Source organism: Imperialibacter sp. EC-SDR9 (genome assembly GCF_902498805.1).
Taxonomy (GTDB): Bacteria; Bacteroidota; Bacteroidia; order Cytophagales; family Cyclobacteriaceae; genus Imperialibacter.
In genome coordinates, this window is the sequence record NZ_LR701579.1 from 44182 (window position 1) to 67049 (window position 22868).

Below are 22868 nucleotides of genomic sequence, written 5' to 3' on the forward strand. Positions count from 1 at the left end.
CTAGTCTGAGCTGCAAAGCCAGACAATAGCAGCGAACGCTGATGCGAGTTTGAACCCGGTTGGGGAACCCGGACGGAGTCTCGTACCAATAGGCATAAAGAAACCCCTTACTCATCGGTGAGGGCTCTTTTACTTCCACGGCTTAGTACGGCTGGAAGCCGCCCCCAATCTCCAGAAGATAATCAGAAAGGTTTTCACCATCATGCACCACCTCAGCCAGGTAGCGGGCATAGCGGTCACGCTTTTCCTTCTGAGTCTGTAAAGTAATCTGAGAGCCTTTGGAGCAGAACTTCTTGGCCTTGGCACGTGCACTCTTTGCTAAGCGCAGCTGGTAGCATGCGAACCGGCCAGGGCATCAGCAGTCAGCTCCGGGGTGTTTGTGCTGGCCAGTCGCACCTTCTCTTCTTTCTTCACATAAAAGCCCAGGTCTACTTCTACTAGAAGAATGTTCTTTCACTTTTTCCAACACGTTAGGGTATAAAAACTTGCGATATGCAACTAAATATAGTTACTTTTGGTTGTGTCCAGAAAGGAAAAGCTTATTGCAAGATTTGTAAGCATGCCATCCGATTTTCATTATGATGAGATGGTAAAACTGCTTGGATACTTCGGCTTTGTAGAAGTTAAGAAGGGGAAAACGGCTGGATCAAGAGTAAAATTCGAAAATGGAGAAGGCGTTCCGATCATGCTTCACAAACCACACCCGAGCGGTCTTATGAAGCAATACCAAATGCGACAAGTAAAAGAAATATTAGAGTTATGAAATACCTGGAATACAAAGGCTATACAGGCAGTATAGAGTACAGTCCTGAGGATAATTTGCTCTATGGTAAAGTGCTGGGAATTAATGGCCTAATCTCTTTTGAGGGGCAAACAGGTGCTGATCTTGAAAACGATTTTCACCAAGCGGTCGATGCTTATTTAGAGGATTGTAAATCAAATGGTGTCGAACCTGAGAGGCCATTTAAAGGTAGCTTCAATGTAAGAATTTCACCATCGCTTCATCAAAAGGCAGCTTTATTAGCAAAGGAAGCGAAGGTGTCTTTGAACAATTTCATAGCAGAGGCTATTCGGTTAAGAGTACAGAAGTCATGAAGAAATTTCGACTTCCCAGAAAAGAAAAAAAGTCCTTTAAGGGAAAGCTATTGCTGTATCCTGCAGATGAAAAAGGAAATTCCCTGATGGCCCAACCAAGAAGGTCGCAAAAAGACTATGATGCGTGGAGGCAAGGAATTCTTCGTGATTTATTTGATTCCAAAAGGGCGAAAGAGAGAAGCAGGGAGATGTTTGAGAAGCTTGATCCAGAGATATGTATTCCCGATGAACAATTGAGGGAATATGTCAACGACATTTTTAGCGAAGACCTGCGATCAAGTGCATATAGCGCCTTTATCAGAGCAAAAAATAGCAAGACTGCGATTAATGCGTATTACAATTTTGTCAATGCTTATCATATTTATAAAAAAGGGGAAGATTCGTACGGGAATATTTGTTGTTTAGCGCTCGATAGTGCTGAGGAGTTGCTCAGAAAAGAGAATTCCATGGGCAGGAACCGCAAGTAGCCAGGCACGGCAAAGGGGCTGAGTGCTGATTCGATACCTATGTCCTTCCAAGCCGAGTTGTATTATAAACCCAATAAAAGCCCTTGCCACGCAGCAAGGGCTTTTTGATTAGCAGCTTAGCTGCCCCCCGTTAGTCCGAGCAGCAAAGTTCAACAATAGCAGCGAACGCTGGTGCGATGCCTGTGGCTCGTACCGTTAGCCATTAACACAAAGCGTCCTGGCGCCAATAGGGCTAGCCGCCAGGGGCTTCCTACTTCCACGGCTTAGCCGCTCCAATTTCTATTGGTAACACACAATATAGCTTCCTTTGGCCTGAAGAACTATATTGAGCGGTGGCAAAATCAGAAGCTACTTAAGTTAAAAATGTAACCATCATTCGATATAACTGCTAACTTTGTTATATGCCGAAAATCCTAGATCAGGATGGGTTCAAGTTTTTCTTCTATTCTGGTGATGGAGATGAGCTGTGTCACGTTCATATAAGCAAGGGTAAGGCGGATGGGAAGATTTGGCTGGAACCAGAAATCAATGAAGAATACCTTGAAGGTTTCAAAGCTCAGGAGCGAGCACAGATCAAGAAAATTGTTTCGACAAATAGAGATAACTTTATTAGAAAATGGTATGAGTACTTCTCAAACAAGTAAAAAGAAGTTTGATCCAATAGACAGCATGATTTTTCAGGAAGGTCTTAGAATACAAAAGCTGTTCTTTGACCTTGATTTGGACTTAATGCTGGTGGTTTTGAACAATAAGAAAGTGCTCAAGGAGTCAATTAGCAAGTTTCGACTTCTGAAGGGTGCTACTCTGGAACAACTAGAGCAATATAAAATAAGCAGAACTGGAGTTCATTGGCCGGCACTCGATGAGGATCTTAGCTTGCGTGGTTTTTTAAAAACTGCCATGCTGTCTTCTGTTCATCAGGAAAATGTGGTTGCTTGAAACTATCAAGCAGTTTGCTCTTGGCAACGAGTATCAAACCCTGGCATTGTATCTTCGGCCGGCGTCACTAAAAAAAAAGCCCTTGCCACGCAGCAAGGGCTTTTTGATTAGCAGCATAGCTGCACCTGTTTTTTAGCTAGTGATCAAACTGCCTCCTCACTTGTCGGAAAGAAATCCTCTCCTTTTTCATCGAGAACCGATTGATACAATGAAGCAAACGACGCTTTGATCCACATCACAGCGGGGAATACGCCGACGAAGAAGCCGATAAATCCGAGGATGAAAATAAAGATGGACAGAAAGCCCAGACCAAAGATCTTCCAGCCATGACCCCTGGTCAGCTTCCAGCTGGTTTCTACGGCGCTGATCGGGTCAAGACCCTTGTCCATCACGAGGTAGGAGGAGAAGGCCAACCTGCAGCCAACGATAATACCTGGTATGATGAAAGCCACCATGGCCATGCCTACCAGGCCCACTATGAGCAGGTGATTGAGCACGATGGTCAGGTAGTTATTAACGCCATTGATGAAGTCTTTAAAGTCAAGCTTTTGTCGTCTTACGCCCTGCACAAAAATATAGTCGGCGCCATAGTCAAATACCGGCATCACTAAAAGGAAGTGAGCGGCAGCAAGAAACTCAGCGAATAGGATGCCCGGTGTAAGGCCACGTTCGAAGTCGAGACTGAAAACCGATTTGACGAAATTGCCTTCGCCGGTAAGGCCACGGCCAAAGAGTTCCATCAATCCATCCAGCAAGCTGAGCAGAATGATGATAAGAAAGAAATAAAGGAAGTTGGCCTTCATCGTTTCCCAGCCTGAGGACAAAGCCTTTCCTACGCCGGGAGTTGTTGTTGTAAAATCATTTGAGTTTGACATTGAGATATAATTTTGTTGATGACTCAAATGTAGGAGGAGTGCCCGCCATCCTTTAACTACCAAAGTAGTGTTTTTACTTTCACTACTTTAGTATTGAAGCTACTTTGGTAGTGGAGTATACTTTAGCCAAAGTAACCGACGAACTATTTAATGACTGTAGAAGGACTGGTATTCTGGATAAGCTTTATTTTTTGCCTGGCGCTGACGGCGGGAGGCATTATGGTGATTTTCAGGTTCACCAAACTGAAGGCGCTACCGGCTTTCCAGCACCTGCAGTATTTTTTGATTTTGTTATACACCTTTGGCTTCTACAGCCTTTGGAGTGAGTCGTTTATTGCCTTTATGCCTTTTGCGGAGCAGGTAAAACCCTTTTCAAAGGTGCTGACTGTGCTGGGCATACCGTTTATTGCTTTCAGTGCGGCGCAGCAAATGTACTGGAGCAAACAAGTCACGCTAAAAAGCACGCATTGGGTCGTTATTCCTTCCCTGGCAGTTATCGTTAGCATTGTTGCAATCACTCAATACTATGCGCTGGAATGGACAGTGCTTACGTCGTTGCCCAACGTCTATGCAGTGTTTGGCTTTGTTGCATCGGCTTTCTGTGGAACGCTGTTTCTCACTCAGAAAACGACCCTCCTGTTAACCAGAGATCGCCTGGTGCTTACTGCCGCACTTTTTGCCCTCGCCATTTTTTATGGTTTTGAGTACATGACATCCACCGTTAATGTCATGCTTCAGGCTCTGAGCCACTTCGTATTCTTCCTGCTCAACACTTTCATTGCCGTTTACTTCGTGTATACCATTAAGTATGAAGCTGCCAAAGGAATCGAGGCTCCGTCAGCCGAGGCGTTTATTGCCAGGTTCGCTCTCACTGCCCGTGAGTCCGAAATTGTCAGGGAGATATACAGTGGCAAGACCAACCAGGAGATAGCCGATACGCTGTTTGTGACGTTGCAGACAATCAAAGACCACACCTCAAGGATTTACCAAAAGACCGATGTAAAGAGCCGGGCCCAGCTGATCAGGCTGATGCGTGATTTTGTTTAATCCTACTTTGACAGATTAAGTGCCGTGTGATTTTTCTCCTGATTTACCCCTGCCCTAAAAGGAGTCAGGAGAAATATCTGTCTGTTCCCTTTAGGGGCGCCAGGCTTAGGCTCAGGGTAAAAACAGGCAGATTTTTCGAATGTGTCAAAGCGGACTTAACTTGTTTTTGTTCCCTGTTGCCCTGTCGCAAAGACTACAAAAGTTTGGAAGGGAGCTTGAAAGTTAGTGTACCTCCAAGCATAGTATGAGAGCTAACAGCAGCACCTCTGGCGAAACTTTTGTAGTCTCATTCTGCTAAAATCAGCCACAAATTGCCATAATGATGCATGGCACTGGCTTTTTTGAGCGCTTCATCGCCTACACCCATATACACATCTACATGGCCGGGGCCTTTTATGGCGCCGCCCTTGTCCTGCGCTGTGACTATGGTAAAGTCATGCCTCAGCAGCCTGCCGCTTTCGTCCAGCACCGGCAAGCGGGCCAGCAAGACAGCGCCCAGCGGTATGTATTGCGTGTCGACGGCAATGGAATGCTCCGGGGTAAGCGGGAACCCATAGGCACCTTTTGGCTCTTCTTTGACAGGTGCCAGGAAAGTGTAAGACTGGTTCTTGTAAAGAATAGTCTCAAGACTGTCTGGGTTTTGTTCAAACCAATTCCTGATACTCTGCAACGAAATGTCGCTTTCTGAAATATGCCCCTGTGCAATCATGTACTTGCCTAAGCTGGAATAGGGTAGTCCGTTTTGCCCATTAAAAGCCAAAAACTGTAGCGAGCCGTCGGCGAAGGCCGCATAACCAGAGCCCTGCACTTGCAGGAAGTAATTTTCGAGAAGACTGGACGTCCAGACGACTTCAAGGCCTTTGTTTTTCAAAGCACCCTGTCCGTCTATCTGCTTTCGGGTAAGGGGCTTTTGGCCGGGTTCCGAAGGCTTTTTGTAAATCGGGTATTTGTATTTCTCTGTCGCTACTGGGCTGGCCTCCAGAACCGGAGTGAAGTAGGCGGTAAAGTGCACATTGCCTTTCCCGTCCTCACCTTTGATCTGGTACAGGCTGAACGAGGAAGCAGTTGCTGGATTTTCAATGGATTGGATCAGCGCCCGCAACGTATTTCGAAGCTTTTCGTTGGTCGGTTTCAGGTTTTCGAGGTTGTGTTTTTGATCGGGGTCCTTCAAAAAGAGGTATCGGTATTGGTTTTTTAAAGACACGATCAGGGCCGAGTCGCTGTGCTCAAGCGCCTGCCGAAACCCTTCCCAGCTTTCTTTCTTAGTGTAAAGCAAAGGCAATGTGGCGGCTGTATCGTCTTTTCCGTTTCCCTCGAAATTGTAGCCATGGCCAATACCTGTTGGCTTAGTTTGGCTGGTGGCCACAAACGGAGAGAAAGAAAGGCTAAGAAAAGTGAGAATGGCAAAAGCAAGACCTGTCAATTTGGATGTCATTATTTTGCCAGTAGAAAGGTTTTTAGTTCAGTCAGGTCGTCAGCGTTAAGCAAGTCAACACCGTTGTTGAGCAGCACCTGCCACGAAGCCGGGTTATCGGGGGTAGCCCAAAGTCTTAATTTTTTCCCTTCCTTGTGGGCTGCATCGCTCAGCTGCCTGATTTTAAGCCGGATGTCGAACGGAATTTCACCGTTGCCGTTCCAGAAGCCAAGCGACTTGAAGGAGGTGCTTACTACAGGCATTTTATCAGCAGTTATGCCCTGACCAAGGTCGTTGGGTCGGCCATCGAGGCTGACCAGGTTCTCGGGGTCATTCAATATTGCGGTAATAGGCCTTTCGCCGGAAATGAAGATCGTTAATGGGCCATCCTGCGTTTTTGTTTTGAGCAGATGCTTGTAAGGCTGCAACTGTTCAATGAGCTTGGCGTAGGTGCCTTCGGCGTCGTTTTTAAAGTCGATCATGAGGTAAAATGATCCACCATAGCCCGGATACACCTGCCCATTATTGGCCTTAACAACCTCATCAAGTGGCTGGAGGTAGAGTTCTGTCAAAGTCTTGGTGTTCTTCAATGAAACAGGCTTGTTGTGCGTCACATAAAGCTCGTCTTTGATAAGGAAAATGTCGGCCTCTACACTGGTGAAACCGTTCGAAAGTGCATCGAAGAGCGGCCTGTCATGCTCGTAGTCGTTGTGGGCGTGGGCATTGGGCAAGGGGGTAGTTTGGCCCGGTAACAGGAAGCTAATGAAAACGAAAGGCAGGAGGACAAAGAATGCTTTCATATGCCAAAAATAATCAATCCCGGATTATTGAAAGAAAGCTGTCAAGTAGGGCAGGATTTTGGAGGAAAGCAAAGGACGACAGCAATATTAAGAAAGGTTAATCCTTCTTCCCCCTTCCCGAATCTTTCAGGGCTTTGTTGATGATCCATTCTATCTGCCCGTTGGTGCTGCGAAATTCGTCAGCGGCCCACTTCTCAATAGACTTGAGCATCTCTTCGTCAATTCGAATCACAAATGCTTTTTTCTTCCCCATCACAAATTATTTCCCGTTCAGCTTAAATCCTTCCAAAGCATTGAGCATCTCGTCAGGCATGTTAGTTGACAGTAAAATGGTTTTTCCATTGGTAAGCTTCAATTCTACAAAATATTTCCTTGCCATCATGTACGATGCTTTTTTCGTAAAGGGATTGTAGTGCATGCGGCTTTTTCTCATTTTTTGAAACCATTTAGCTTTTTCCACCCGAAAGCTGTCTATTTCTTCGGGAGCAATTTCTTTCCACTTGACGAACGGAGGCATTCTGAAGCGAAACCTGTACTTGTTGATGTCGATTTCGAGTCGCTGGCTGGCTACTAAACTGAACACCAACACAGTGAAAACAAAAGCCCCCGATGCGATGAGTAGGTATTTTACCGTAATGTCATTTCCATCACCTCCGGTTGCTTTAAGAGCTTCCTGATATGTCAAAACAAGCGGGCCAACAATTGCGCCAATAGACGTGAGGGCCAAAAATATAAGCAGCCCCCGGTCTATTCTTTGCGTTTCTCTAAACTCAGTCATTACCGTATCCTTTCAAGCAAAACCACAAATCCTCCATGGTCATTTGTGAAATTGACCACTCTCCAGCCTGTCATCACCATTTCATTCAATTTCCTTTCAAACTTTTCCAGGCTTTCCAAACCACCTTTTTTTAAGAATTTATACTTTTCCATGGTTTAATGATTTAAGGTTCCTGTATTGATAACCGGGCTGGTGTCTTTGTCGGAACAAAGCACCACCATGAGGTTGCTGACCATTGCAGCCTTTTTGTCTTCGTCCAGGTCAATGATCTGTTTTTTAGAGAGTTCTGCAAGTGCCGCCTCCACCATGCCCACAGCTCCTTCCACAATTTTGAATCTGGCAGCAACAATAGCTGTCGCTTGCTGCCGCTTTAGCATAGCCTGGGCAATTTCTTCTGCATAGGCCAGGTAGCCAATTCTCGCTTCGAGTACTTCAATGCCAGCAATGTCAAGTCTTTCTTCCAACTCTTTTTCGAGGTTGTGATTCACTTCCTCAAGGCCTGACCTCAGCGAAACTTCTTCTTCATGGTCGTCGAAATTGTCATAAGGATAGCGACCGGCCAGCTTTCTTACGGCCGCATCGGTTTGCACTCGCACGAAACTCACATAGTCATCTACCTCAAAGGCAGCTTTGAAAGTCTCTTTGACTTTCCAAACAAGGATCACACTGATCATCACAGGATTGCCCAGCTTATCGTTCACCTTCAGTCTTTCGCTGTCGAAGTTGCGGGCTCTTAGAGAAATTTTCTGTTTTTGGTACAGTGGGTTGACCCAAAAGAAACCGTTGCCCTTCACAGTCCCTTTGTATTCACCAAACAGGGTAAGCACTCTTGACTCATTGGGGTTCACAAAAAAGAAACCGGGAGTCATCACAATAGCCAGCACGACAAAAATGGCTGACAAAGGCATGCGGGCCACAGCCAGCCCAAGGATGCCACCGATGAGAAAAATCAGGAATAATGCAATCATAGGATAGCCGGATGTAGGTTTGTTAATCTTTTCAGTGTCCATATCAGAATGATTTAATATGATATTAATTTGATATCAATATACGTCAAAGTTTTTGAATGGTTGCATTCAGGTTATATCTTTTTAGAAAGAAGGGTGAGAGCTGGTGCGCCGAAAAGGCCCAAAAAGCTTATATATGGATCAATACAGCCATTATTAGAGCAATAGCAGCTATGCCAAAAATCATCAGCAGTGATTTCCATACGAACCGAAACCAGGCATCGTAAGCGACACCGGCCGCAGCAATCACGGCCATGAGCGTGCCGTTGGTGGGCGTGATAAGGTCGGTGAGGCTGGCGCCATATTGATAGGCGAGCACCACAATTTGGCGCGACATGCCTGTGAGGTCCGCAATAGGCGCCAATAGTGGCATGGTGAGCATGGCCTGCCCGGAAGTGCTGGGCACAGGGATGTGGATGATGATGTGAGAGACCATCATGCCAACGGCTGTGATCATTTGTGGTAGTCCGTCAAGAGGCGAAAATAAAGCATGGACGATGGTGTCGACGATCATTCCTTCTTGCATGATCAGAAAGATGGCCCTGGCAAACCCGACCACCACACAGGCAAATACCATGTCTCTGAACCCGGCGGTATAGGCTTCTCCGGTGCCATTGTAGCCCAGTTTGCCAATAATGCCAGCGGTAATTCCCAATGCAAAAAACGGAGCGGCCATTTGCAGAAAGTCCCATTCCAGCTTCACAGCCCCGTAAATCATGACGCCAAAAGTGACAAGCAAAAGGGCGAGGATCACCACGGACTTGAGCGACAATTTGGTGACGGAGGAGGCTGAATCCATTGTGCTGCCATTTTTTGATTTCCCATATTTCAGCACAAAGAAAATCCAAATGGCCAGGGCGATAACGGTAAAAACAATGCGGAACAGGCTATCGGAGAATGGCTCCACGCCAGCTACCTTTTGGGCAATCAATACAACAAAAGGATTGGACGGGCCAAAGGATCCTCCAATATTGGCGCTCCCGAAGCTTATCGCCACAGCGGCCTCTTTGGTGTAGCCGGTTTTGGCGGTGAGCAGTAATACGATGGGCATCATGGCTATCACTTCTTCTGCAAGGCCGTTCAAAACGCCTCCAATGCAAAAAACGATGCCAACGAATACCATCAGGGCCATTTCGGCATTCTTAAATTTGGTCACGAGCCAGCCCAGGGCTTCATTGAAAGCGCCTGTTTTTTCAATCACATAAAAGCAGCCACCTAAAATGAGAATGAAGGCAATGACATCGGCACTGCTCACAATGCCTTTGGGGATGGCCACCAGCATGTCGAAGAAAGCGACCGGTTGATTTTCTATGGTATGATAACTTCCCTGTACCACCACGTCCCTTCCAGTGGCTTCGTCCGGCACCCTGTCATACAGCCCTGCGGGCACCAGCCAGGTCATGACAGCGGCTGCGGCGATAAACAAAAGCATGATCATGATAGGATGAGGGAAGGATCGTTTCATAAGTCGGTCGTTAGCAACCTTCAATATAAGGATTACCAGATAAGAAACAGGAGTTGCTCTAACGGCTTTGGTTCCCTTGTTCACTCGCTCCTCAAAGTTGCCGTTGGCATAGGCATTTTCGATACCTGTTTTACCTTTGCAATCAAATCACAACTATGAACCTCCCAAGGATCAAACCGTTTTCTTATCAAACCGCCGACCAGTACTACTTCAGGCTATCGCTGATTTTTTATTTGCTGGCAGCACTTCCAATGGTGCCGTTTATTGTGGTGTACCTTCAAATGCAGGAAGGTGCAGTGACGCCTCCGTTTGGTGCTGAACTCAATGCGACAATTACGGCCATACTGGCCGTGTTTGCTTTTGGCAATGTGGTGTTGGGCATGCGGCTTTACAAACAGGAAATTCAGCCTCTGAAGTCACTGACCTCACTTCGTGACAGGCTCGACTTGTTTCTTCATGCATCCGTTGTTCAGTATAGCTGTATGGAAGCTGCCACCATCATGGCTGTGCTCGGCCTGTACCTCACCCGAATGACTTTTTTCGTGCTGCTTTACCTGGGCATGCTGATTATTTTTGCGCAGGTTCGGCCAGAAATGCGCCGGATAAGCAAACAGTTGAAGATGACGAAAGAAGAGGAGGATATCGTGTATCAAAAAAAGGAAATTGACTGAGCTGTAACCACAGGCAGAAAATTGAGTAGTCCAAAAAACTCATCACTGCCATGGTCAAAAACTATTTTACTATTGCGCTGCGGGTTCTCCGCAGAGACCACCTGTTTTCCATTGTCAACATCCTCGGGCTTTCTGTTGGGCTCACAACTGCCCTTTTCATTCTCCTGTGGGTGAAGGACGAGCTCTCTTTTGACAAGTTTCATGAGAAGATCGAGAACATCTACTATGTGTATGAACATCAGGAATATTCAAACAGCAGCCAAAGTTTTTATTCCTACGTCACCCCAGGGCCACTGGCACCGGCTCTACAGGAGAAATACCCCGAAATAGCGCACGCTGTGCGCTTTACGTGGGCCAACTTTACGGTCAATGTCGGAGACTTGTTGGTAAATGAAGACCAGGTATACATGACCGATCAGAGTTTCTTTGACGTTTTTTCATTTCCTGTCTTAAAGGGGAATAGAGAAACCCTCCTCACTGACCCGGCTACCATAGTTATTACGAGAGACCTGGCCGTCAAGTATTTTGGCAACGACTGGCAGCAGCAGGAGGTGGTAGGGCAAACAATTCGTCTCGACGACAAGTGGAACGTGGCCGTGAGTGGCGTGGTCGAAAACCCTCCCCGCCAGTCAGGTTTGCAGTTTCATGCTGTTGTCCCCTTTCATTTCCTGGCCGATAGATGGGGCAGCTGGATAGAAACAGACTGGGGCTCCAATGCCCTCAGAACATATGTAAAGCTAGCTGATGGCACCAACGCAGAGGCATTGGCCACCACATTCAGAGATGAGGTAAAAACTAACAATGAAGGATCCAACGTAGAATTATTTCTTTTGCCATTCGCAGACCTGCACCTGTCGGCTCTCAATGGAAAGAACGATCCTAAAACCTACTTAAGAATATTTGTGGTGGCGGCCATTTTCATCCTGCTCATAGCCTGCATCAATTTTACTAACCTGGCTACGGCCCGGGCGATGAAAAGGGCCAGGGAGATTGGGGTAAGGAAGTCCGTCGGCGCCATGAGGAATCAGCTGATTGGCCAGTACCTGATGGAGTCAATGGTGCTGGCATTGGTTTCTTCCATTGTGGCCGTTGGCCTGGCTGCTGTGCTGTTGCCCTGGTTCAATCAGGCGTCGGGCAAGCAGCTGCTGTGGACAGATGTGGATGCTACATTTGTGATTGGCCTGGCGGCGATTGTTGGGATCACAGGCCTGTTCGCTGGTATTTATCCGGCCTTTTACCTTTCCTCATTTAAGCCAGTTGACGTGCTGAAAGGCACCGTGAAGTTACAGGGGGGCTTGTTTCGGAAAGTGCTGGTCATCCTTCAATTTACGCTTTCTACTGTGCTTATCCTTTCCACGATTGTGGTGAACAAGCAGCTTTCCTTCATGAAAAATAAGGACCTTGGGTACAAGCTCGAGAATGTCATTTACCTTACGATGAAGGGCGACCCACTGGGTCCATATAAAACACTGGAGGCCGGTGCCGCCCGCTTTCCTGACATAGTGAGACTGACCATCGCCGACCAGGTGCCTGTGAATGGTGGATACTCAACAAGCAATATGGATTGGGAGGGCAAAGACCCGGAAATGGATGTCAACATTTATTTCATCAACACGGGGTATGACTACCTTCAAACGCTGGGCATTGATCTGCTGGCTGGTCGAGCGCATTCGAGAGAGTTTTCCACTGATACGATGAACGTGGTGATCAATGAGGCCATGGCTGAGCTGATTGGCAGATCGCCGGAAGAGCTGGTGGGGGAAAGGTTCAGGCTGTGGAAAAACGAAGGGAAGATCATTGGCGTGGCCAAAAATTATCATTTCGAGAAAATGAATGCCAAAATCAGCCCGCAGGTGATTTCTCTGAGCCCACGGCGAAGTAACAATGTCATTGCCAGGATATCGGGTGCAAACTTGCAGGCATCGCTGGCCAGCATGCAAACCATTTGGGAAGAGGCTGTGCCTAACCAGCCTTTCGACTATTCGTTTCTTGATCAGGAGTTCAATGAAGAGTACGAAAAAGAAGCACAAGTAAGTCAGTTGTTTACCTCGTTCTCGGTGATAGCCATTCTGATTTCCTGTATCGGGTTGTTTGGGCTGGCCTCTTTTGTGGCGGCACAAATGCGTAAAGAAATAGGCTTGCGAAAAGTGTTGGGGGCGACCATGCAACAAATCATCTTCGCTTTCTCCAAAAGGTTTCTTGGCTGGGTCATCGTTGCCAATATCATTGGTCTGCCGGTGGGTTATTGGCTAATGAATTTGTGGCTGGAAGAATATGCCTATCGCATCACAGTCCAGCCGATCATGCTAGCGGCAGTGGCATTGCTTACCCTGGGCATCACCCTTACCACCATTTTGTACCAGTCGATCAGCAGCGCCACTACCAATCCGGCAGATGTGTTGAGACATGAATGACCAACCACTGAGCGAGGATGCCTTTTGATTTATTGGCTTGTTGGTTACTTTTAGCCATCGTTCGATGTTTTTTAAGGAACGAAATGTCATACTGAGCTTGTCGAAGTATTTAGTAAAACCGTCTTCGACAGACTCAGACTGACATTCAGTATTCTGGCAAATCTGTTAACCAACAACTCCGCCCAATGAACAATCAACTATGGTTTATGACCTCCGCCTTCGATTACCTGAAGCTGGAGCAAATCATTGAAAGAGCTAAAGAAGTAGGCGTGCAGGGCCTCGATCTTTGTGTATTTCGAAGAGACGGCACCCGCCAGGACCATGTGGCTACTCATTTGGACTACGAAAACTTTGGGACTGAGGAAGCTAGCCGCATCATTGACCTGTTCAATACCCATCAATTGAAGCTGTCTATCGGAGCTTTTGAAAACCTGATAGGAGGAGACGAAGCAGAAAGGGTGAATAACCAAAATCACCTTCTCAAATTGATCCGAATAGCCCATTTGCTTGGAGGTGATGAAAACGATGTGAAGGTGGGCACCTTCGTTGGCTATAACCACGAGATGGGGAATACTGAAGGTGGCTTCCAGAAAAACCTGGATGAGTATTCTCGAGTTTTCACTCCAATTGTGAAATACGCTGAAGACCTGGGAGTGACCATTCTGTATGAAAACTGCCCTATGGAAGGGTGGCGATCTGAAGACTTCACAGGGACGTTCAACAATCTCCCGGGCGTACTTGCGGCCCGCAAGTTGATGTACGAGCTGATTCCCAGCAAAGCGCATGGCGAAATCTATGACCCCTCGCATGACGTGTGGCAGAACATTGACCCTACAGAAGTAATCAAAGCGATGGACATCACCCGGCTTCATCGCCTCCATGTAAAAGCTACCAGAAACCTTGACAATGCCACCCGTACGCATTGGGGGGCGATGTATCCGATGCAGGCTGTGAACAAAGAACTTGCTGCCAGGGCTGGGGTTCCTGTTCCAGGCCACAGCTGGGACAGGCATAACTATGAAGCCATGATGCCGGGCTTTGGCGGCTCGGACTCGATGGACTGGCGGAAGTTTGTGGATGTGCTGAATGAAAAAGGTTTCAATGGCCCTTATGAGATGGAAAACGAAGCCAAGCTTTCGAAAGCTACTGGAAATGAAGGTGCCATCATGCAGGGGTACAAAGCCAGTTTATTGTTTTTGGCACCGATGCTTTGGCCGCTGTCAGATAAGGGTTATGTGTATGATCGAGGCAAAAGCGCACCGTTGAAGCAGCCGAGAAGGGAGGATTTGAAGATCGTGTCGATGAACGATTTGTCTTAGGGGAGTTAAAAAGGTAGTCATAGAGAGGAGGAACTTATTTGCGTTGCGACAAATAAGCCCTTATATCAAGAATCAGGGTTCTTGCTGGCTGACTTCCACCATGAAATTGTGTGCGCAAGATAAAACTAAAAATCCATCCTCATGACAGTTGGGTCACAAGGATGGACTTGCCAAAATTGTCACAACTTAAAACTTCCTGTAAGGTGCTTCCAGCAGCTTATTGGCCCTTGCTTCATCGAATTGCTGCGTTCCATTGTTCCAATGCAAGGTCTCATTTGGGAATCGATTGGCAACAACTCCCAAAAGGATGGCCTCCGTTAATCGGGCCGCATATGAGAATGGCGCACTGGTTTTGTCCTTACCAAGGCAGGCATCAACAAACTGGTGATAGTGATCTGCTTTAGGCAGATCGGGGAAGTCCACCTTTTCGTATTTACCTTCAACAATCAGTTTTGGGTAGTCGATATGCGGCAGAAGTAGTCTTCCCTTTTCACCAACAAACATGGCACCCTGATCCGGAAGTTTATCGACACCCGGCATTGCCAGCTCTTCATGACTGTCAGGCGCATCTACGCCGTCGTACCATACCCACTTGAAGTTCTTAGTGGTGAATTTCGTAGCTGGAAATTCGTAGGTTACTACGTTCTTTTCGGGGTGGCCAAAGCCTGTTGGCTTTCGGCAACTTGTGGTAATGGTCTTGGGCACGTCCAGCGCCAGGGCAGTGTAGGGGGTGTCGAAAATATGAACGCCCATATCGCCCAGGGTGCCGCAGCCAAAGTCAAGTATTTTTCTCCAGTTGCCAGGGTGATAATAGCCCTCTTTGTAAGCTCTTTCAGGCGCAGTTCCCAGCCACAGATTCCAGTCCAGTGTGGTTGGCACAGGGTCGCTACCTGTAGGTGCAGGGCCGTCGAAGCCCCAGTTTTTGTTGGACCACGCCCTCACGGTCTGCACTTTCCCAATAATGCCTGACTGGATCAGGTCAACAGTGCCACGGTACTGATTCCAGGAGTGAATCTGTATGCCCATTTGGGTGATCAGTTTGTTGTCTTCAGCCATTTTGCGCATGGCCCTGGCTTCAGACACGTGATGAGTCAGGGGCTTTTGGCAATACACGGGCTTGCCCATTTGCATGGCCAGTATGGAGGCGGGCGCATGGGTATGGTCAGGCGTTGACACGATCACCGCATCGATACTTTTGCCTATTTCGTCAAACAGCTTTCGGTAGTCCGTAAATACTTTGGCCCCTTTATGGAGTTTATTGGCCGCCGCCAGGTTGTTGGCGTCTACATCGCAAAGGGCAGTTACGTCGACCAACTTGTGCGATGAGATGGACTTGAGGTCTTCGCCTCCCATGCCTCCTACGCCAATATGGGCAGTTCTGAGCCGGTCGATCTTGACCCTGGCCCAGGAGGAAGAGGACAAGAAAGCGATAGAGGAGGCAGCTAGTGCAGTATTTTTGAGGAAGAGTCTTCTTTTCATGAGAGTATAATTTGTTTCAACACCCTAATTTTGGTTTTTTAATTGGTTTATCCATCATCAGGCCCGTCCAGTTATCAAATAATCGACTGTCTGGCACCAGGGCTTCACTTTTGGCAGAATGGAATGGATTGAGGTAATGTGACCGGATACACGATGAAGCTTTCGTGTACATCTCTTGCAGGCGCATCGCCCAATTTCTCAATGACTGAGCGAAGCGTTTGCAGGCCACTTTGGTGAGAGGAAGCTTTTGCTCCCTAGGTTGGTACCTACTCTATCTTCCTTCCCAGTCTTTCTGCCTGTTCAATTATTTTACCATATACTGCTTTTCCTTTGTTGAGCTCTTCCAGCACAACCTTCTTTTGGTCGGCTTCATAGAAAAGGCCTTTTGTTTCTACCCATTCGGCGAGCCGGTCGATGATAGCAATGAATCTTTGTGCTGGTTCGGCGTAGCCAGCGGGCCTGCCGTCAAAGTCAACATACACCGGATTTGAGTGAGCTCCCCCACACCTGATGGCCAGCCAGCCGGAGTCTTCCAGCGTAATTTTTGTAACCTTATCAGTAGTGCTGGCAAGCATATTGCCGTTGAAGACAATCTCTACGGGCACATTTCCTTTGGGAGTGAGCGCCTCTGTCATCACCTCAAAGGTTGCTGGCGTTTTGCCAGCTTTCAATACACTTCCGGGCTGCTCGCCATTCACGGTGAAAAAGAGCATAGGGCCGTTGGTAATAAAGCTTTTTCCTTGCTGCAAGCCTTTTCGCCAGTTGTCTAATGTGAAGGGCTCGTCTTCCAGGTTCACATACACCCTTGGCGTATCTTTGATGATCCAGTCGGGCCCGGCGGTGGCGGGTATTCTGAAGCCACAATTGAGGATGTCGTACCAGATATCGAGCTGCCCTCCGTTGCCGGCTATTTCTGCCATTTGGATCTTGCCCAATGCAATATCAACCGGCATCTCAAATCCGGAGGAAGGCCAGGGCGTTTTGATTTGGTCAGTGCCTTTGAAGTTTCCAAAATGGGCGGCAATAGTGGTGGCGCCCTGCTCGATGGCTTCATCCAGAATATATGAATTGGGTGGATAATCGGGGCCACCCAGCTCACCTACAGCACCTGAGCTAATAGGTTGAATCAGTTCATTTAGCCCCAGAAAGGCCAGATGACCATAGGGGTTGTTTCGAAACTCTTCTCCATAGGTGATCAAATGCTCCGCTGTACTAAAAGCCTTCCTTTCGCCCATGGGAAATTCGTTGGCATAAATGGCGTGCGTTTCCCATTCACCTTTCAGCGTCAGGATGGCCGACACATTGAGGTCTTCACTTTTGGAGATCAGTGGCCAGTATTTGCTGAATTGAACCGGTATGCCCACGTCGGTGGTGTGGATGTGCGTTTGGCCCGAATACCAGCCCAGCGCTGGCATGTTGATCCAGCGTTCCATGGCTACTTCCACAACGCCATTTTCGGGCACTTTTACTGTCACTGGGTTGTACTCAAAGCCATGATAGAAGGTGGCTGTTTTCCCCGCTGGTGGCACGCCGAGCTCCGCTTTGCCATCGATATAGAAGTATGGGCCTGGCTGATATTCCCAAAAAATGGACCTCCAGCCATCGTTTTCGTTTCGGCCTACAGCGTAGGAAGGCCCTTTAATGGGCGTCCAATAGCTTTTGTTTGCAGCGTCTTTCACCTCAATACGAGTGGCCAGCGGTTGGCCGCTAAGCTTATCGGTAATTGTGAATTTGATTCCCTCTTTAAATGGGGCATCTCTTTTGGCGGGTGACCGCCCAGGTGCAGGAAGCACTACCTTGTACGCATTGTTGGCAGGGAGCAGCGAAAATGGAGGATCCTGCATGGGCATACCCTGCATCCGTATGGTGGCTGACGCCTTGTTTCCAAGACTATCGCTTATTTGTATGGTTTGAGTCAATGCCTTCTCAGTGAGCGGCGTGCAAACGGCAAAGGTGTAGCCAATTGACTCCGGAGCCAGGGTGATGGTCTTATTCCAAAACAATATCTCATCGCTCAAATCGGCTTTCATGACTAGTTTTGTGGCCATGCTCCGGCGATTTTCAATTTCGATAACCACTACCTTGAAATGCCCGACTTGCACATTTACTACCGGTGCTTCTGACGAGCTTTTGACCGACTGATCAATCACCACATTTAACGAAGGACCTTTGCGGGCCATTCCGGCAAAGTAGCCTCGACATTCTTCCAAAAGCTGCTTTTGCTTAGCCCTGGTTGTGCCTATTTGCTTCATTACCTTGCTGTCAACCATTAGCAGGTTTTGCTCATCGGTCAACTCACGGATCTGCCACGATGCTACCCTAAGCTCATCCCAGATATTGAACAACCGTGCCGCAGCTGGGTCGTCAATCCTCAGGAGTTGTATGGCCATGAGGTAATCGTTCAGTTCTGCCAGCACGGGGTCGGAGTGCCTGGGGTGTGCTTCCGTGGGAGTATTAGTGTTAAAACAAAAAACAAAAAGGAACAGCAGTACAGGGGTAGGCTTTGCCATAGTTGAGAGATGCTTGACTTTGGGTGTTCAATAAAAATAGAAAAAATTGACGGACTCTCGGCCATCAGTTCTTCCGCCATTTGCAGAATTGACAAAACGGCAATCCTGAAGCTATTGCTACAGCATTCGGTTATAACCGCTCGCTCAAAAACTCCAAAGGATGATGAAAGTACTTTCTCAAGTCCTCTCGGGTATAGCAAACCAATGTATATGAAGAAAAATGCCTTTCTGGTTTCGTTCTGTCTTTTTGGAGGGGAATAGGTGCCACTTTCAATACTTCAAAATGAAAGTGGTCAAACTGCCAGCCATATTTATCCAGCTCCATTTTGTTCATGAACCGTGCTATTGGTTTGTCGGGAGTTACTGGTTGATAAAGCTCTACCTCAATACCAGCGATGTGTTCGTAGAGAGTCCAAAATTTCCCCCTTTCATCCTGGTGCTCAATAATTAGTTGGGCATAAGGCCCGTCTGTCCGTTTGCTGATTACAACACCTTCACTGATGGCGAAAATGGGTTCGCTGATATAGTTGTCCGAAGGTCTTTTGATATCAATGCCAGTGTGATAATGCGCCGGAATGCTGGGTCTTTCATTTCTCAGCAAGCCGAATTCGCCAATGTCGGTCAGCACTATGGAATTCGTTGAACTTCGGTCGATCGCTTGGAGAGGTATAAAAAAGTTGCCTTCACTTCTGAGTAAAGCGAAAACTGATAGTAGCACGGATAGACTGATATTTGATACGGTATTCATTGTTTCTATTATCAATCAGTTACCTGATTTTCTCCATCCAGCCATTGATTTTCTTTTCCAGAAGAACCAGGGGCAAACTCCCTGAGTTTAACACCTGATTGTGAAACTCCCTGATGCTAAATTTATCACCAAGAGTGGCCTCAGCCTTTTTTCTCAACTCCTGAATTTTCAGCTGACCTATTTTGTACGAAACGGCCTGCCCGGGTGTGGCCATGTAGCGCTCGATGGACGCAATAATGGAGGCTTCGGATTCTGCTTCATTGTCGAGCGAATATTGTATCGCTTCTTCTCTCGTCCAGCCTTTAGCATGGATACCGGTGTCGACTACCAGCCGGATCGCCCGGTGCATTTCCATGCTCAGCATGCCAAAGTACTGATACGGGTCGTCATACAGGCCAAGCTCTTTGCCCAGCGACTCGGCATACAAGGCCCACCCCTCCACAAACACACCGAGGCTTTCGGGGTGTAGAAATTCAGGCAGACTAGCGTTTTCCTGCTGCAGCGAAAGCTGGTAGTGGTGGCCGGGAACTGCCTCGTGCAGAAACAGGGCCTCGTCGGAGAACTTGTTGTAAGCTGTTACGTCTGGAATAGGCACATAAAAAGTACCTGGTCTCGTCGCATCTTTGCTGCCTGGCACATATTCTGCGCTAGCCGAGGCTTCCCGAAACGCTTCCGTTCTTCGCACTTCGAAAGTGGCTTTGGGCTTCAGGTCAAATACCTCCACCAGTCTGGCTTCGACACGTGCCCTTATTGTGTTGAAACTGGCAATCACCTGCTCTGGTTCGGTGTAAGGCATTTGGCTTTTGCTGGTACGCACATGCTCAAAGAAGGCCTTCAGGTCGCCTTCAAAGCCGGTCGCAGCTTTCGCTTTTTCCATTTCAGCCAAAATCCTTTTTACTTCACTTTTGCCCAACTCATGAATCTCGTCAGCCGTCAGGTTGGTGGTGGTGTGCAGCCTCAACAGGTAGTTGTACGTTTCGGGACCATTGGGTAAAGCCCCAAGACCCGAGGTCTCTGTGCCAGCAGGCAAATAGCTATCCAAGAGAAAGTCTTGCAGCTCTTTGTACTTCGGTTTGAGCTTGTTTTGAATGGCGTCGCTGTAAGCGCTGGCGAGCCTTTCCTTCTCTTCTGATGAAAAGCTCTCAGGCATCTGGCGAATAGGGGCGTAATACAAGTGATCGGACAGCGGGTCATTGATAAAGCCATCCAGCTGAGGAATCGTTTTCTTAATAAGCGTTTTGGGAGGCACGACACCCGTGGCGATGCCCTCTTTCATTTTCACTATGCAGGTATCGAGGAAGGGCAGGTACGCATCAATCCGCCTAAGCCAGTTGTCATAGTCTTGCACTGTGTTGAAAGGCTGTACACTTTGCCCCCCGGCCAGCTGCGAAAAGTAAAGGTGCAGCGACTGGATTTGAAGGACGGGCATGAGCTCGAAGTTGGGCAAATTGTAGATCGGCGATGCCATGGTCACAATCTTGTTGGTGAGGCCTTCCCGCTTAATGTCACAGTCCCAGGCCATCACCTGCATGCTCATCCACTGCGACGGGCTCACCGTGGTGGAGTCGTATTCACTAAGCGCCTCGAGAAAATGGGTGTAGTTCTCTATAAGGTCTTCCTGGTAGTCGTCAGCAATGAAGTTGGCTACCTTGTCGTTATATTCCGACACGCCAGCTTTGGTTGCCTCAATAGGGTTGATCCGAAGCTTGAATTGATTGTAGGCTTCGAATAGGCTGTCGACGGCAGGGTTGGGGCCTGGTGGCTGAGTGGGTTTTGGGCTTGAGCAGCTACCAGCAATTAGCAACATTGCGAAAAAACAGGCATTAATTGACTTCATAAAGTTGATTTAGTGCTTCGGAAATGGGTACTCACCACAATTGGTGCACCTCTTTTTTGATGTATACTTCATAAATTTTGTTCATCGCCATTACCTGCGCTGTTGTAAGTGGCGGCGTGTCGTAGGTGGATAAATTGGACAACACCTGCTCAACCTTCGATGCGCCGGGAATAATGCAGCTTACTTCCTCAAAGCCAAGTATCCACCTAAGCGCTATCGGTGCCAGATTGGTCACGCCGGGAAATAGTGCCTTTAGTTCATCGACGGCTTTCAGGCCCAGGTCATAGTTAATGCCGGAGAAGGTTTCTCCTTTGTCGAATTTTTCTCCGTTTCGGTTAAAGTTCCGATGGTCTCCTGCTTCGAAAGTTGTTTTTGCATGGTAGGTGCCGGTGAGCAAGCCGCTGGCCAGTGGAACCCTCACAATGATGCCGACATTCCTTCTTTTAGCTTCTTTGAAAAACAGCTCTGAAGGCCGCTGACGAAACAGGTTAAAGATGATCTGCACAGTCGCCACATTGTCGTACTCAATGGCTTTCAACGCTTCTTCCACTTTTTCAACGCTGACGCCCAAATTGAGAATTTTCCCCTGCCCTTTCAGTCGGTCAAAAAGCTCAAATATTTCGGGGCGATAGTAGACCTCAGTAGGAGGGCAATGCAGCTGAATCAAGTCCAGCGCTTCCAGACCTGTTCGCCTGAGGCTGTCTTCCACAAACTTCTGGAGCACCTTGGGTTGATAGCCTTCGTTAGTGTGCGGGCTGATTTGTCTGCCGCATTTGCTGGCTACGTAAATCCTCTCTGACCTGGAGCGCACCACCCGCCCCACGGCAGTTTCACTCAGGCCGTTTTCGTAGACATCGGCTGTGTCAATGAAGTTGACGCCTCGATCGATAGCCGTATTGATGATTTTATCAGCTTCGGCATCGTTAAATGGCGAGCCCCATTTACCACCCACCTGCCAGGTGCCCAGTGCGATTTCTGAGATATTGAAGTTGGTTTTGCCTAAAGTTCTGTAGTTCATGTACTGTCGCTCATTTTTTAATAGAAAAGGGTTCACTGTTACCGTTGTTGGAGAATTTTCCGGTCTCCTTCCTTTGGGGTATGGGGTAAAAAGACCGAAAAATTTATATGCCTCTACTTAACCATTCTCCTATAGGCATTGGCAAACCTCTTCCCAATTTCCCTTTGCCCGGCGGAATTGAAATGCACGGTGTCTCCTTTGTGAATCAAGTCCTGGGTGCCAATCACCGACACATTTTGGTCGGTGGTGGCATATTCACGGATCGCCGTATTCACCATTTGCCAATAATCGTTGTTATTAGAATAGCTTCCCAGCTCTCCCATCAGCACTGGCAATGAGTCGTTTTGCACAATAGACCGGAAAGTGGCCAACAACTGAGGGATTTTGCTCGGATAGGCTTCTATTGACCTTTCGTTGGCGTCGCTTTCTCCCTGGTGCCACAGTATCGCTTTGATCTCTCCATGCTGCTTTCCAATCGCTACCTTTTCTTTGAAGTTAGAAAGTAGCTTCACATTTCGATAAAGCGAATCACCCAGCCATTGCGACATTGAACTGCCACCGACGGCAGTCGGAATAATCATGATGGTGACGTTGTCTGGTACCTTTGGTAGCAGGGTCTTGGCAAACGCCAAGCCGCAGTCAAGACCTACCCTGCTTGGTTCGTAAAAATGCAGTGGCTCTTTGGCTTTGATTACCTTCCCAAGAGAGTCAATAGTAAGTATTCTTGGATTGGTCACCGTATCCTGGGGCTCAACTATACCACGCCCTGCCATATTCGACTGCCCTGCCATGATGAAAACCCAGGTTTGGGGTTTTTGGCTCTGACAGGCATGTAAGATGGTGATAACGCAGACAAAAAGGAGTAGCTTCAGGTGGGTAACATTCATGGTTGCTCGGTTGTGTTAGACGAAGGTTCAATATACGAAAAGCGCCTGTTCTACACCGACAAGGCTGTGGACAAATGCTAAGCGAGCGATTTTCTTGG

The 22868-nt window shown here is 47.7% G+C and carries 24 protein-coding genes; 9 read left to right on the top strand and 15 right to left on the bottom strand.

The window, feature by feature from the left end; translation table 11 throughout:
- Positions 1-142 precede the first annotated feature (142 nt).
- On the bottom strand, positions 143-328 hold the full coding sequence (locus GC130_RS29215) for a thermonuclease family protein (protein WP_151998045.1): 186 nt from the start codon (positions 326-328) through the stop codon (positions 143-145).
- A 192-nt stretch (positions 329-520) separates the two neighbouring features.
- Here GC130_RS29215 and GC130_RS08430 point away from each other — a divergent pair, with 192 nt between their 5' ends.
- The 5 genes from GC130_RS08430 (at position 521) to GC130_RS08450 (ending at position 2501) form a co-directional block, all read left to right on the top strand.
- Entirely contained in the window at positions 521-763 is a 243-nt protein-coding gene (locus tag GC130_RS08430; RefSeq protein ID WP_151997851.1) for a type II toxin-antitoxin system HicA family toxin, read from the top strand.
- Positions 760-1095 (top strand): type II toxin-antitoxin system HicB family antitoxin, encoded by a 336-nt coding sequence (locus tag GC130_RS08435; protein WP_151997852.1) that lies wholly within the window; start codon positions 760-762, stop codon positions 1093-1095. Before GC130_RS08430 ends, GC130_RS08435 begins: the two co-directional genes overlap by 4 nt.
- A complete protein-coding gene (locus GC130_RS08440; protein ID WP_151997853.1) occupies positions 1092-1562 on the top strand; it encodes a hypothetical protein in 471 nt (156 codons plus the stop codon). Before GC130_RS08435 ends, GC130_RS08440 begins: the two co-directional genes overlap by 4 nt.
- 401 nt (positions 1563-1963) lie before the next feature.
- Positions 1964-2206, top strand: coding sequence for a DUF4160 domain-containing protein (locus GC130_RS08445; RefSeq protein WP_151997854.1), 243 nt, complete (start codon positions 1964-1966; stop codon positions 2204-2206).
- A complete protein-coding gene (locus GC130_RS08450; protein WP_201568279.1) occupies positions 2184-2501 on the top strand; it encodes a DUF2442 domain-containing protein in 318 nt (105 codons plus the stop codon). Before GC130_RS08445 ends, GC130_RS08450 begins: the two co-directional genes overlap by 23 nt.
- A gap of 143 nt (positions 2502-2644) precedes the next feature.
- Here the strand turns inward: GC130_RS08450 and GC130_RS08455 are convergent, their stop codons facing one another.
- Positions 2645-3376: a hypothetical protein gene (locus GC130_RS08455; protein ID WP_151997855.1), complete on the bottom strand. Its 732-nt coding sequence runs from the start codon at positions 3374-3376 to the stop codon at positions 2645-2647.
- 150 nt (positions 3377-3526) lie between these two features.
- Between GC130_RS08455 and GC130_RS08460 the strand changes: the two genes are divergently transcribed.
- Complete coding sequence (locus tag GC130_RS08460; protein ID WP_151997856.1) at positions 3527-4423, top strand: response regulator transcription factor; 897 nt, start codon at positions 3527-3529, stop codon at positions 4421-4423.
- A gap of 286 nt (positions 4424-4709) precedes the next feature.
- Here the strand turns inward: GC130_RS08460 and mltA are convergent, their stop codons facing one another.
- The 7 genes from mltA to GC130_RS08490 all read right to left on the bottom strand — a co-directional run bounded on the left by mltA (position 4710) and on the right by GC130_RS08490 (position 9887).
- Positions 4710-5858: a murein transglycosylase A gene (gene mltA, locus GC130_RS08465; RefSeq protein WP_151997857.1), complete on the bottom strand. Its 1149-nt coding sequence runs from the start codon at positions 5856-5858 to the stop codon at positions 4710-4712.
- Positions 5858-6637: a phosphatidylinositol-specific phospholipase C/glycerophosphodiester phosphodiesterase family protein gene (locus tag GC130_RS08470; RefSeq protein ID WP_151997858.1), complete on the bottom strand. Its 780-nt coding sequence runs from the start codon at positions 6635-6637 to the stop codon at positions 5858-5860. The genes mltA and GC130_RS08470 overlap by 1 nt, the downstream gene beginning before the upstream one ends.
- A gap of 97 nt (positions 6638-6734) precedes the next feature.
- The gene (locus GC130_RS08475) at positions 6735-6890 is read right to left on the bottom strand and encodes an Arc family DNA-binding protein (RefSeq protein ID WP_151997859.1); all 156 of its coding nucleotides are present in this window, start codon (positions 6888-6890) and stop codon (positions 6735-6737) included.
- A 6-nt stretch (positions 6891-6896) separates the two neighbouring features.
- Complete coding sequence (locus tag GC130_RS08480) at positions 6897-7415, bottom strand: hypothetical protein (RefSeq protein ID WP_151997860.1); 519 nt, start codon at positions 7413-7415, stop codon at positions 6897-6899.
- Positions 7415-7567 (bottom strand): hypothetical protein, encoded by a 153-nt coding sequence (locus GC130_RS28570; RefSeq protein WP_193217810.1) that lies wholly within the window; start codon positions 7565-7567, stop codon positions 7415-7417. The genes GC130_RS08480 and GC130_RS28570 overlap by 1 nt, the downstream gene beginning before the upstream one ends.
- Before the next feature lie 3 nt (positions 7568-7570).
- On the bottom strand, positions 7571-8425 hold the full coding sequence (locus GC130_RS08485) for an SPFH domain-containing protein (protein WP_151997861.1): 855 nt from the start codon (positions 8423-8425) through the stop codon (positions 7571-7573).
- Positions 8426-8552: 127 nt separating this feature from the next.
- The gene (locus tag GC130_RS08490; protein WP_151997862.1) at positions 8553-9887 is read right to left on the bottom strand and encodes a YfcC family protein; all 1335 of its coding nucleotides are present in this window, start codon (positions 9885-9887) and stop codon (positions 8553-8555) included.
- Positions 9888-10042: 155 nt separating this feature from the next.
- Between GC130_RS08490 and GC130_RS08495 the strand changes: the two genes are divergently transcribed.
- From GC130_RS08495 to GC130_RS08505, 3 genes are all read left to right on the top strand, one after another.
- Positions 10043-10558 carry a hypothetical protein gene (locus tag GC130_RS08495; protein WP_151997863.1) on the top strand — a complete coding sequence of 172 codons (516 nt, stop codon included), beginning with the start codon at positions 10043-10045 and terminating at the stop codon, positions 10556-10558.
- Between the two features lie 50 nt (positions 10559-10608).
- A complete protein-coding gene (locus GC130_RS08500; RefSeq protein WP_151997864.1) occupies positions 10609-12972 on the top strand; it encodes an ABC transporter permease in 2364 nt (787 codons plus the stop codon).
- Positions 12973-13157: 185 nt separating this feature from the next.
- Positions 13158-14291, top strand: coding sequence for a sugar phosphate isomerase/epimerase (locus GC130_RS08505; RefSeq protein WP_151997865.1), 1134 nt, complete (start codon positions 13158-13160; stop codon positions 14289-14291).
- A gap of 186 nt (positions 14292-14477) precedes the next feature.
- On the opposite strand, the gene GC130_RS08510 is transcribed toward GC130_RS08505, so the two are convergent.
- The 6 genes from GC130_RS08510 to GC130_RS08535 all read right to left on the bottom strand — a co-directional run bounded on the left by GC130_RS08510 (position 14478) and on the right by GC130_RS08535 (position 22770).
- The gene (locus GC130_RS08510) at positions 14478-15770 is read right to left on the bottom strand and encodes a Gfo/Idh/MocA family protein (protein WP_151997866.1); all 1293 of its coding nucleotides are present in this window, start codon (positions 15768-15770) and stop codon (positions 14478-14480) included.
- Between the two features lie 266 nt (positions 15771-16036).
- Positions 16037-18280 (bottom strand): CehA/McbA family metallohydrolase, encoded by a 2244-nt coding sequence (locus GC130_RS08515; RefSeq protein WP_151997867.1) that lies wholly within the window; start codon positions 18278-18280, stop codon positions 16037-16039.
- Between the two features lie 130 nt (positions 18281-18410).
- Positions 18411-19028 (bottom strand): M23 family metallopeptidase, encoded by a 618-nt coding sequence (locus tag GC130_RS08520; protein ID WP_151997868.1) that lies wholly within the window; start codon positions 19026-19028, stop codon positions 18411-18413.
- A 19-nt stretch (positions 19029-19047) separates the two neighbouring features.
- On the bottom strand, positions 19048-20865 hold the full coding sequence (locus tag GC130_RS08525; RefSeq protein WP_151997869.1) for a DUF885 family protein: 1818 nt from the start codon (positions 20863-20865) through the stop codon (positions 19048-19050).
- Positions 20866-20896: 31 nt separating this feature from the next.
- A complete protein-coding gene (locus GC130_RS08530; protein WP_151997870.1) occupies positions 20897-21883 on the bottom strand; it encodes an aldo/keto reductase in 987 nt (328 codons plus the stop codon).
- Positions 21884-21996: 113 nt separating this feature from the next.
- Entirely contained in the window at positions 21997-22770 is a 774-nt protein-coding gene (locus tag GC130_RS08535) for a sialate O-acetylesterase (RefSeq protein ID WP_151997871.1), read from the bottom strand.
- Between the last annotated feature and the right edge of the window lie 98 nt (positions 22771-22868).

Excerpts from the sequence above, each read along its gene's own strand:
- GC130_RS08485 (WP_151997861.1), bottom strand. The coding sequence starts at position 8,425 with ATGGACACTGAAAAGATTAACAAACCTACATCCGGCTATCCTATGATT.
- mltA (WP_151997857.1), bottom strand. The coding sequence starts at position 5,858 with ATGACATCCAAATTGACAGGTCTTGCTTTTGCCATTCTCACTTTTCTT.
- GC130_RS08520 (WP_151997868.1), bottom strand. The coding sequence starts at position 19,028 with ATGAATACCGTATCAAATATCAGTCTATCCGTGCTACTATCAGTTTTC.
- GC130_RS08530 (WP_151997870.1), bottom strand. The coding sequence starts at position 21,883 with ATGAACTACAGAACTTTAGGCAAAACCAACTTCAATATCTCAGAAATC.
- GC130_RS08505 (WP_151997865.1), top strand. The coding sequence starts at position 13,158 with ATGAACAATCAACTATGGTTTATGACCTCCGCCTTCGATTACCTGAAG.
- GC130_RS08490 (WP_151997862.1), bottom strand. The coding sequence starts at position 9,887 with ATGAAACGATCCTTCCCTCATCCTATCATGATCATGCTTTTGTTTATC.
- GC130_RS08495 (WP_151997863.1), top strand. The coding sequence starts at position 10,043 with ATGAACCTCCCAAGGATCAAACCGTTTTCTTATCAAACCGCCGACCAG.
- GC130_RS08475 (WP_151997859.1), bottom strand. The coding sequence starts at position 6,890 with ATGGGGAAGAAAAAAGCATTTGTGATTCGAATTGACGAAGAGATGCTC.
- GC130_RS08535 (WP_151997871.1), bottom strand. The coding sequence starts at position 22,770 with ATGAATGTTACCCACCTGAAGCTACTCCTTTTTGTCTGCGTTATCACC.
- GC130_RS08470 (WP_151997858.1), bottom strand. The coding sequence starts at position 6,637 with ATGAAAGCATTCTTTGTCCTCCTGCCTTTCGTTTTCATTAGCTTCCTG.
- GC130_RS08525 (WP_151997869.1), bottom strand. The coding sequence starts at position 20,865 with ATGAAGTCAATTAATGCCTGTTTTTTCGCAATGTTGCTAATTGCTGGT.
- GC130_RS08455 (WP_151997855.1), bottom strand. The coding sequence starts at position 3,376 with ATGTCAAACTCAAATGATTTTACAACAACAACTCCCGGCGTAGGAAAG.
- GC130_RS08460 (WP_151997856.1), top strand. The coding sequence starts at position 3,527 with ATGACTGTAGAAGGACTGGTATTCTGGATAAGCTTTATTTTTTGCCTG.
- GC130_RS08480 (WP_151997860.1), bottom strand. The coding sequence starts at position 7,415 with ATGACTGAGTTTAGAGAAACGCAAAGAATAGACCGGGGGCTGCTTATA.
- GC130_RS08440 (WP_151997853.1), top strand. The coding sequence starts at position 1,092 with ATGAAGAAATTTCGACTTCCCAGAAAAGAAAAAAAGTCCTTTAAGGGA.
- GC130_RS28570 (WP_193217810.1), bottom strand. The coding sequence starts at position 7,567 with ATGGAAAAGTATAAATTCTTAAAAAAAGGTGGTTTGGAAAGCCTGGAA.
- GC130_RS08510 (WP_151997866.1), bottom strand. The coding sequence starts at position 15,770 with ATGAAAAGAAGACTCTTCCTCAAAAATACTGCACTAGCTGCCTCCTCT.
- GC130_RS08435 (WP_151997852.1), top strand. The coding sequence starts at position 760 with ATGAAATACCTGGAATACAAAGGCTATACAGGCAGTATAGAGTACAGT.
- GC130_RS08445 (WP_151997854.1), top strand. The coding sequence starts at position 1,964 with ATGCCGAAAATCCTAGATCAGGATGGGTTCAAGTTTTTCTTCTATTCT.
- GC130_RS08515 (WP_151997867.1), bottom strand. The coding sequence starts at position 18,280 with ATGGCAAAGCCTACCCCTGTACTGCTGTTCCTTTTTGTTTTTTGTTTT.
- GC130_RS08450 (WP_201568279.1), top strand. The coding sequence starts at position 2,184 with ATGAGTACTTCTCAAACAAGTAAAAAGAAGTTTGATCCAATAGACAGC.
- GC130_RS08500 (WP_151997864.1), top strand. The coding sequence starts at position 10,609 with ATGGTCAAAAACTATTTTACTATTGCGCTGCGGGTTCTCCGCAGAGAC.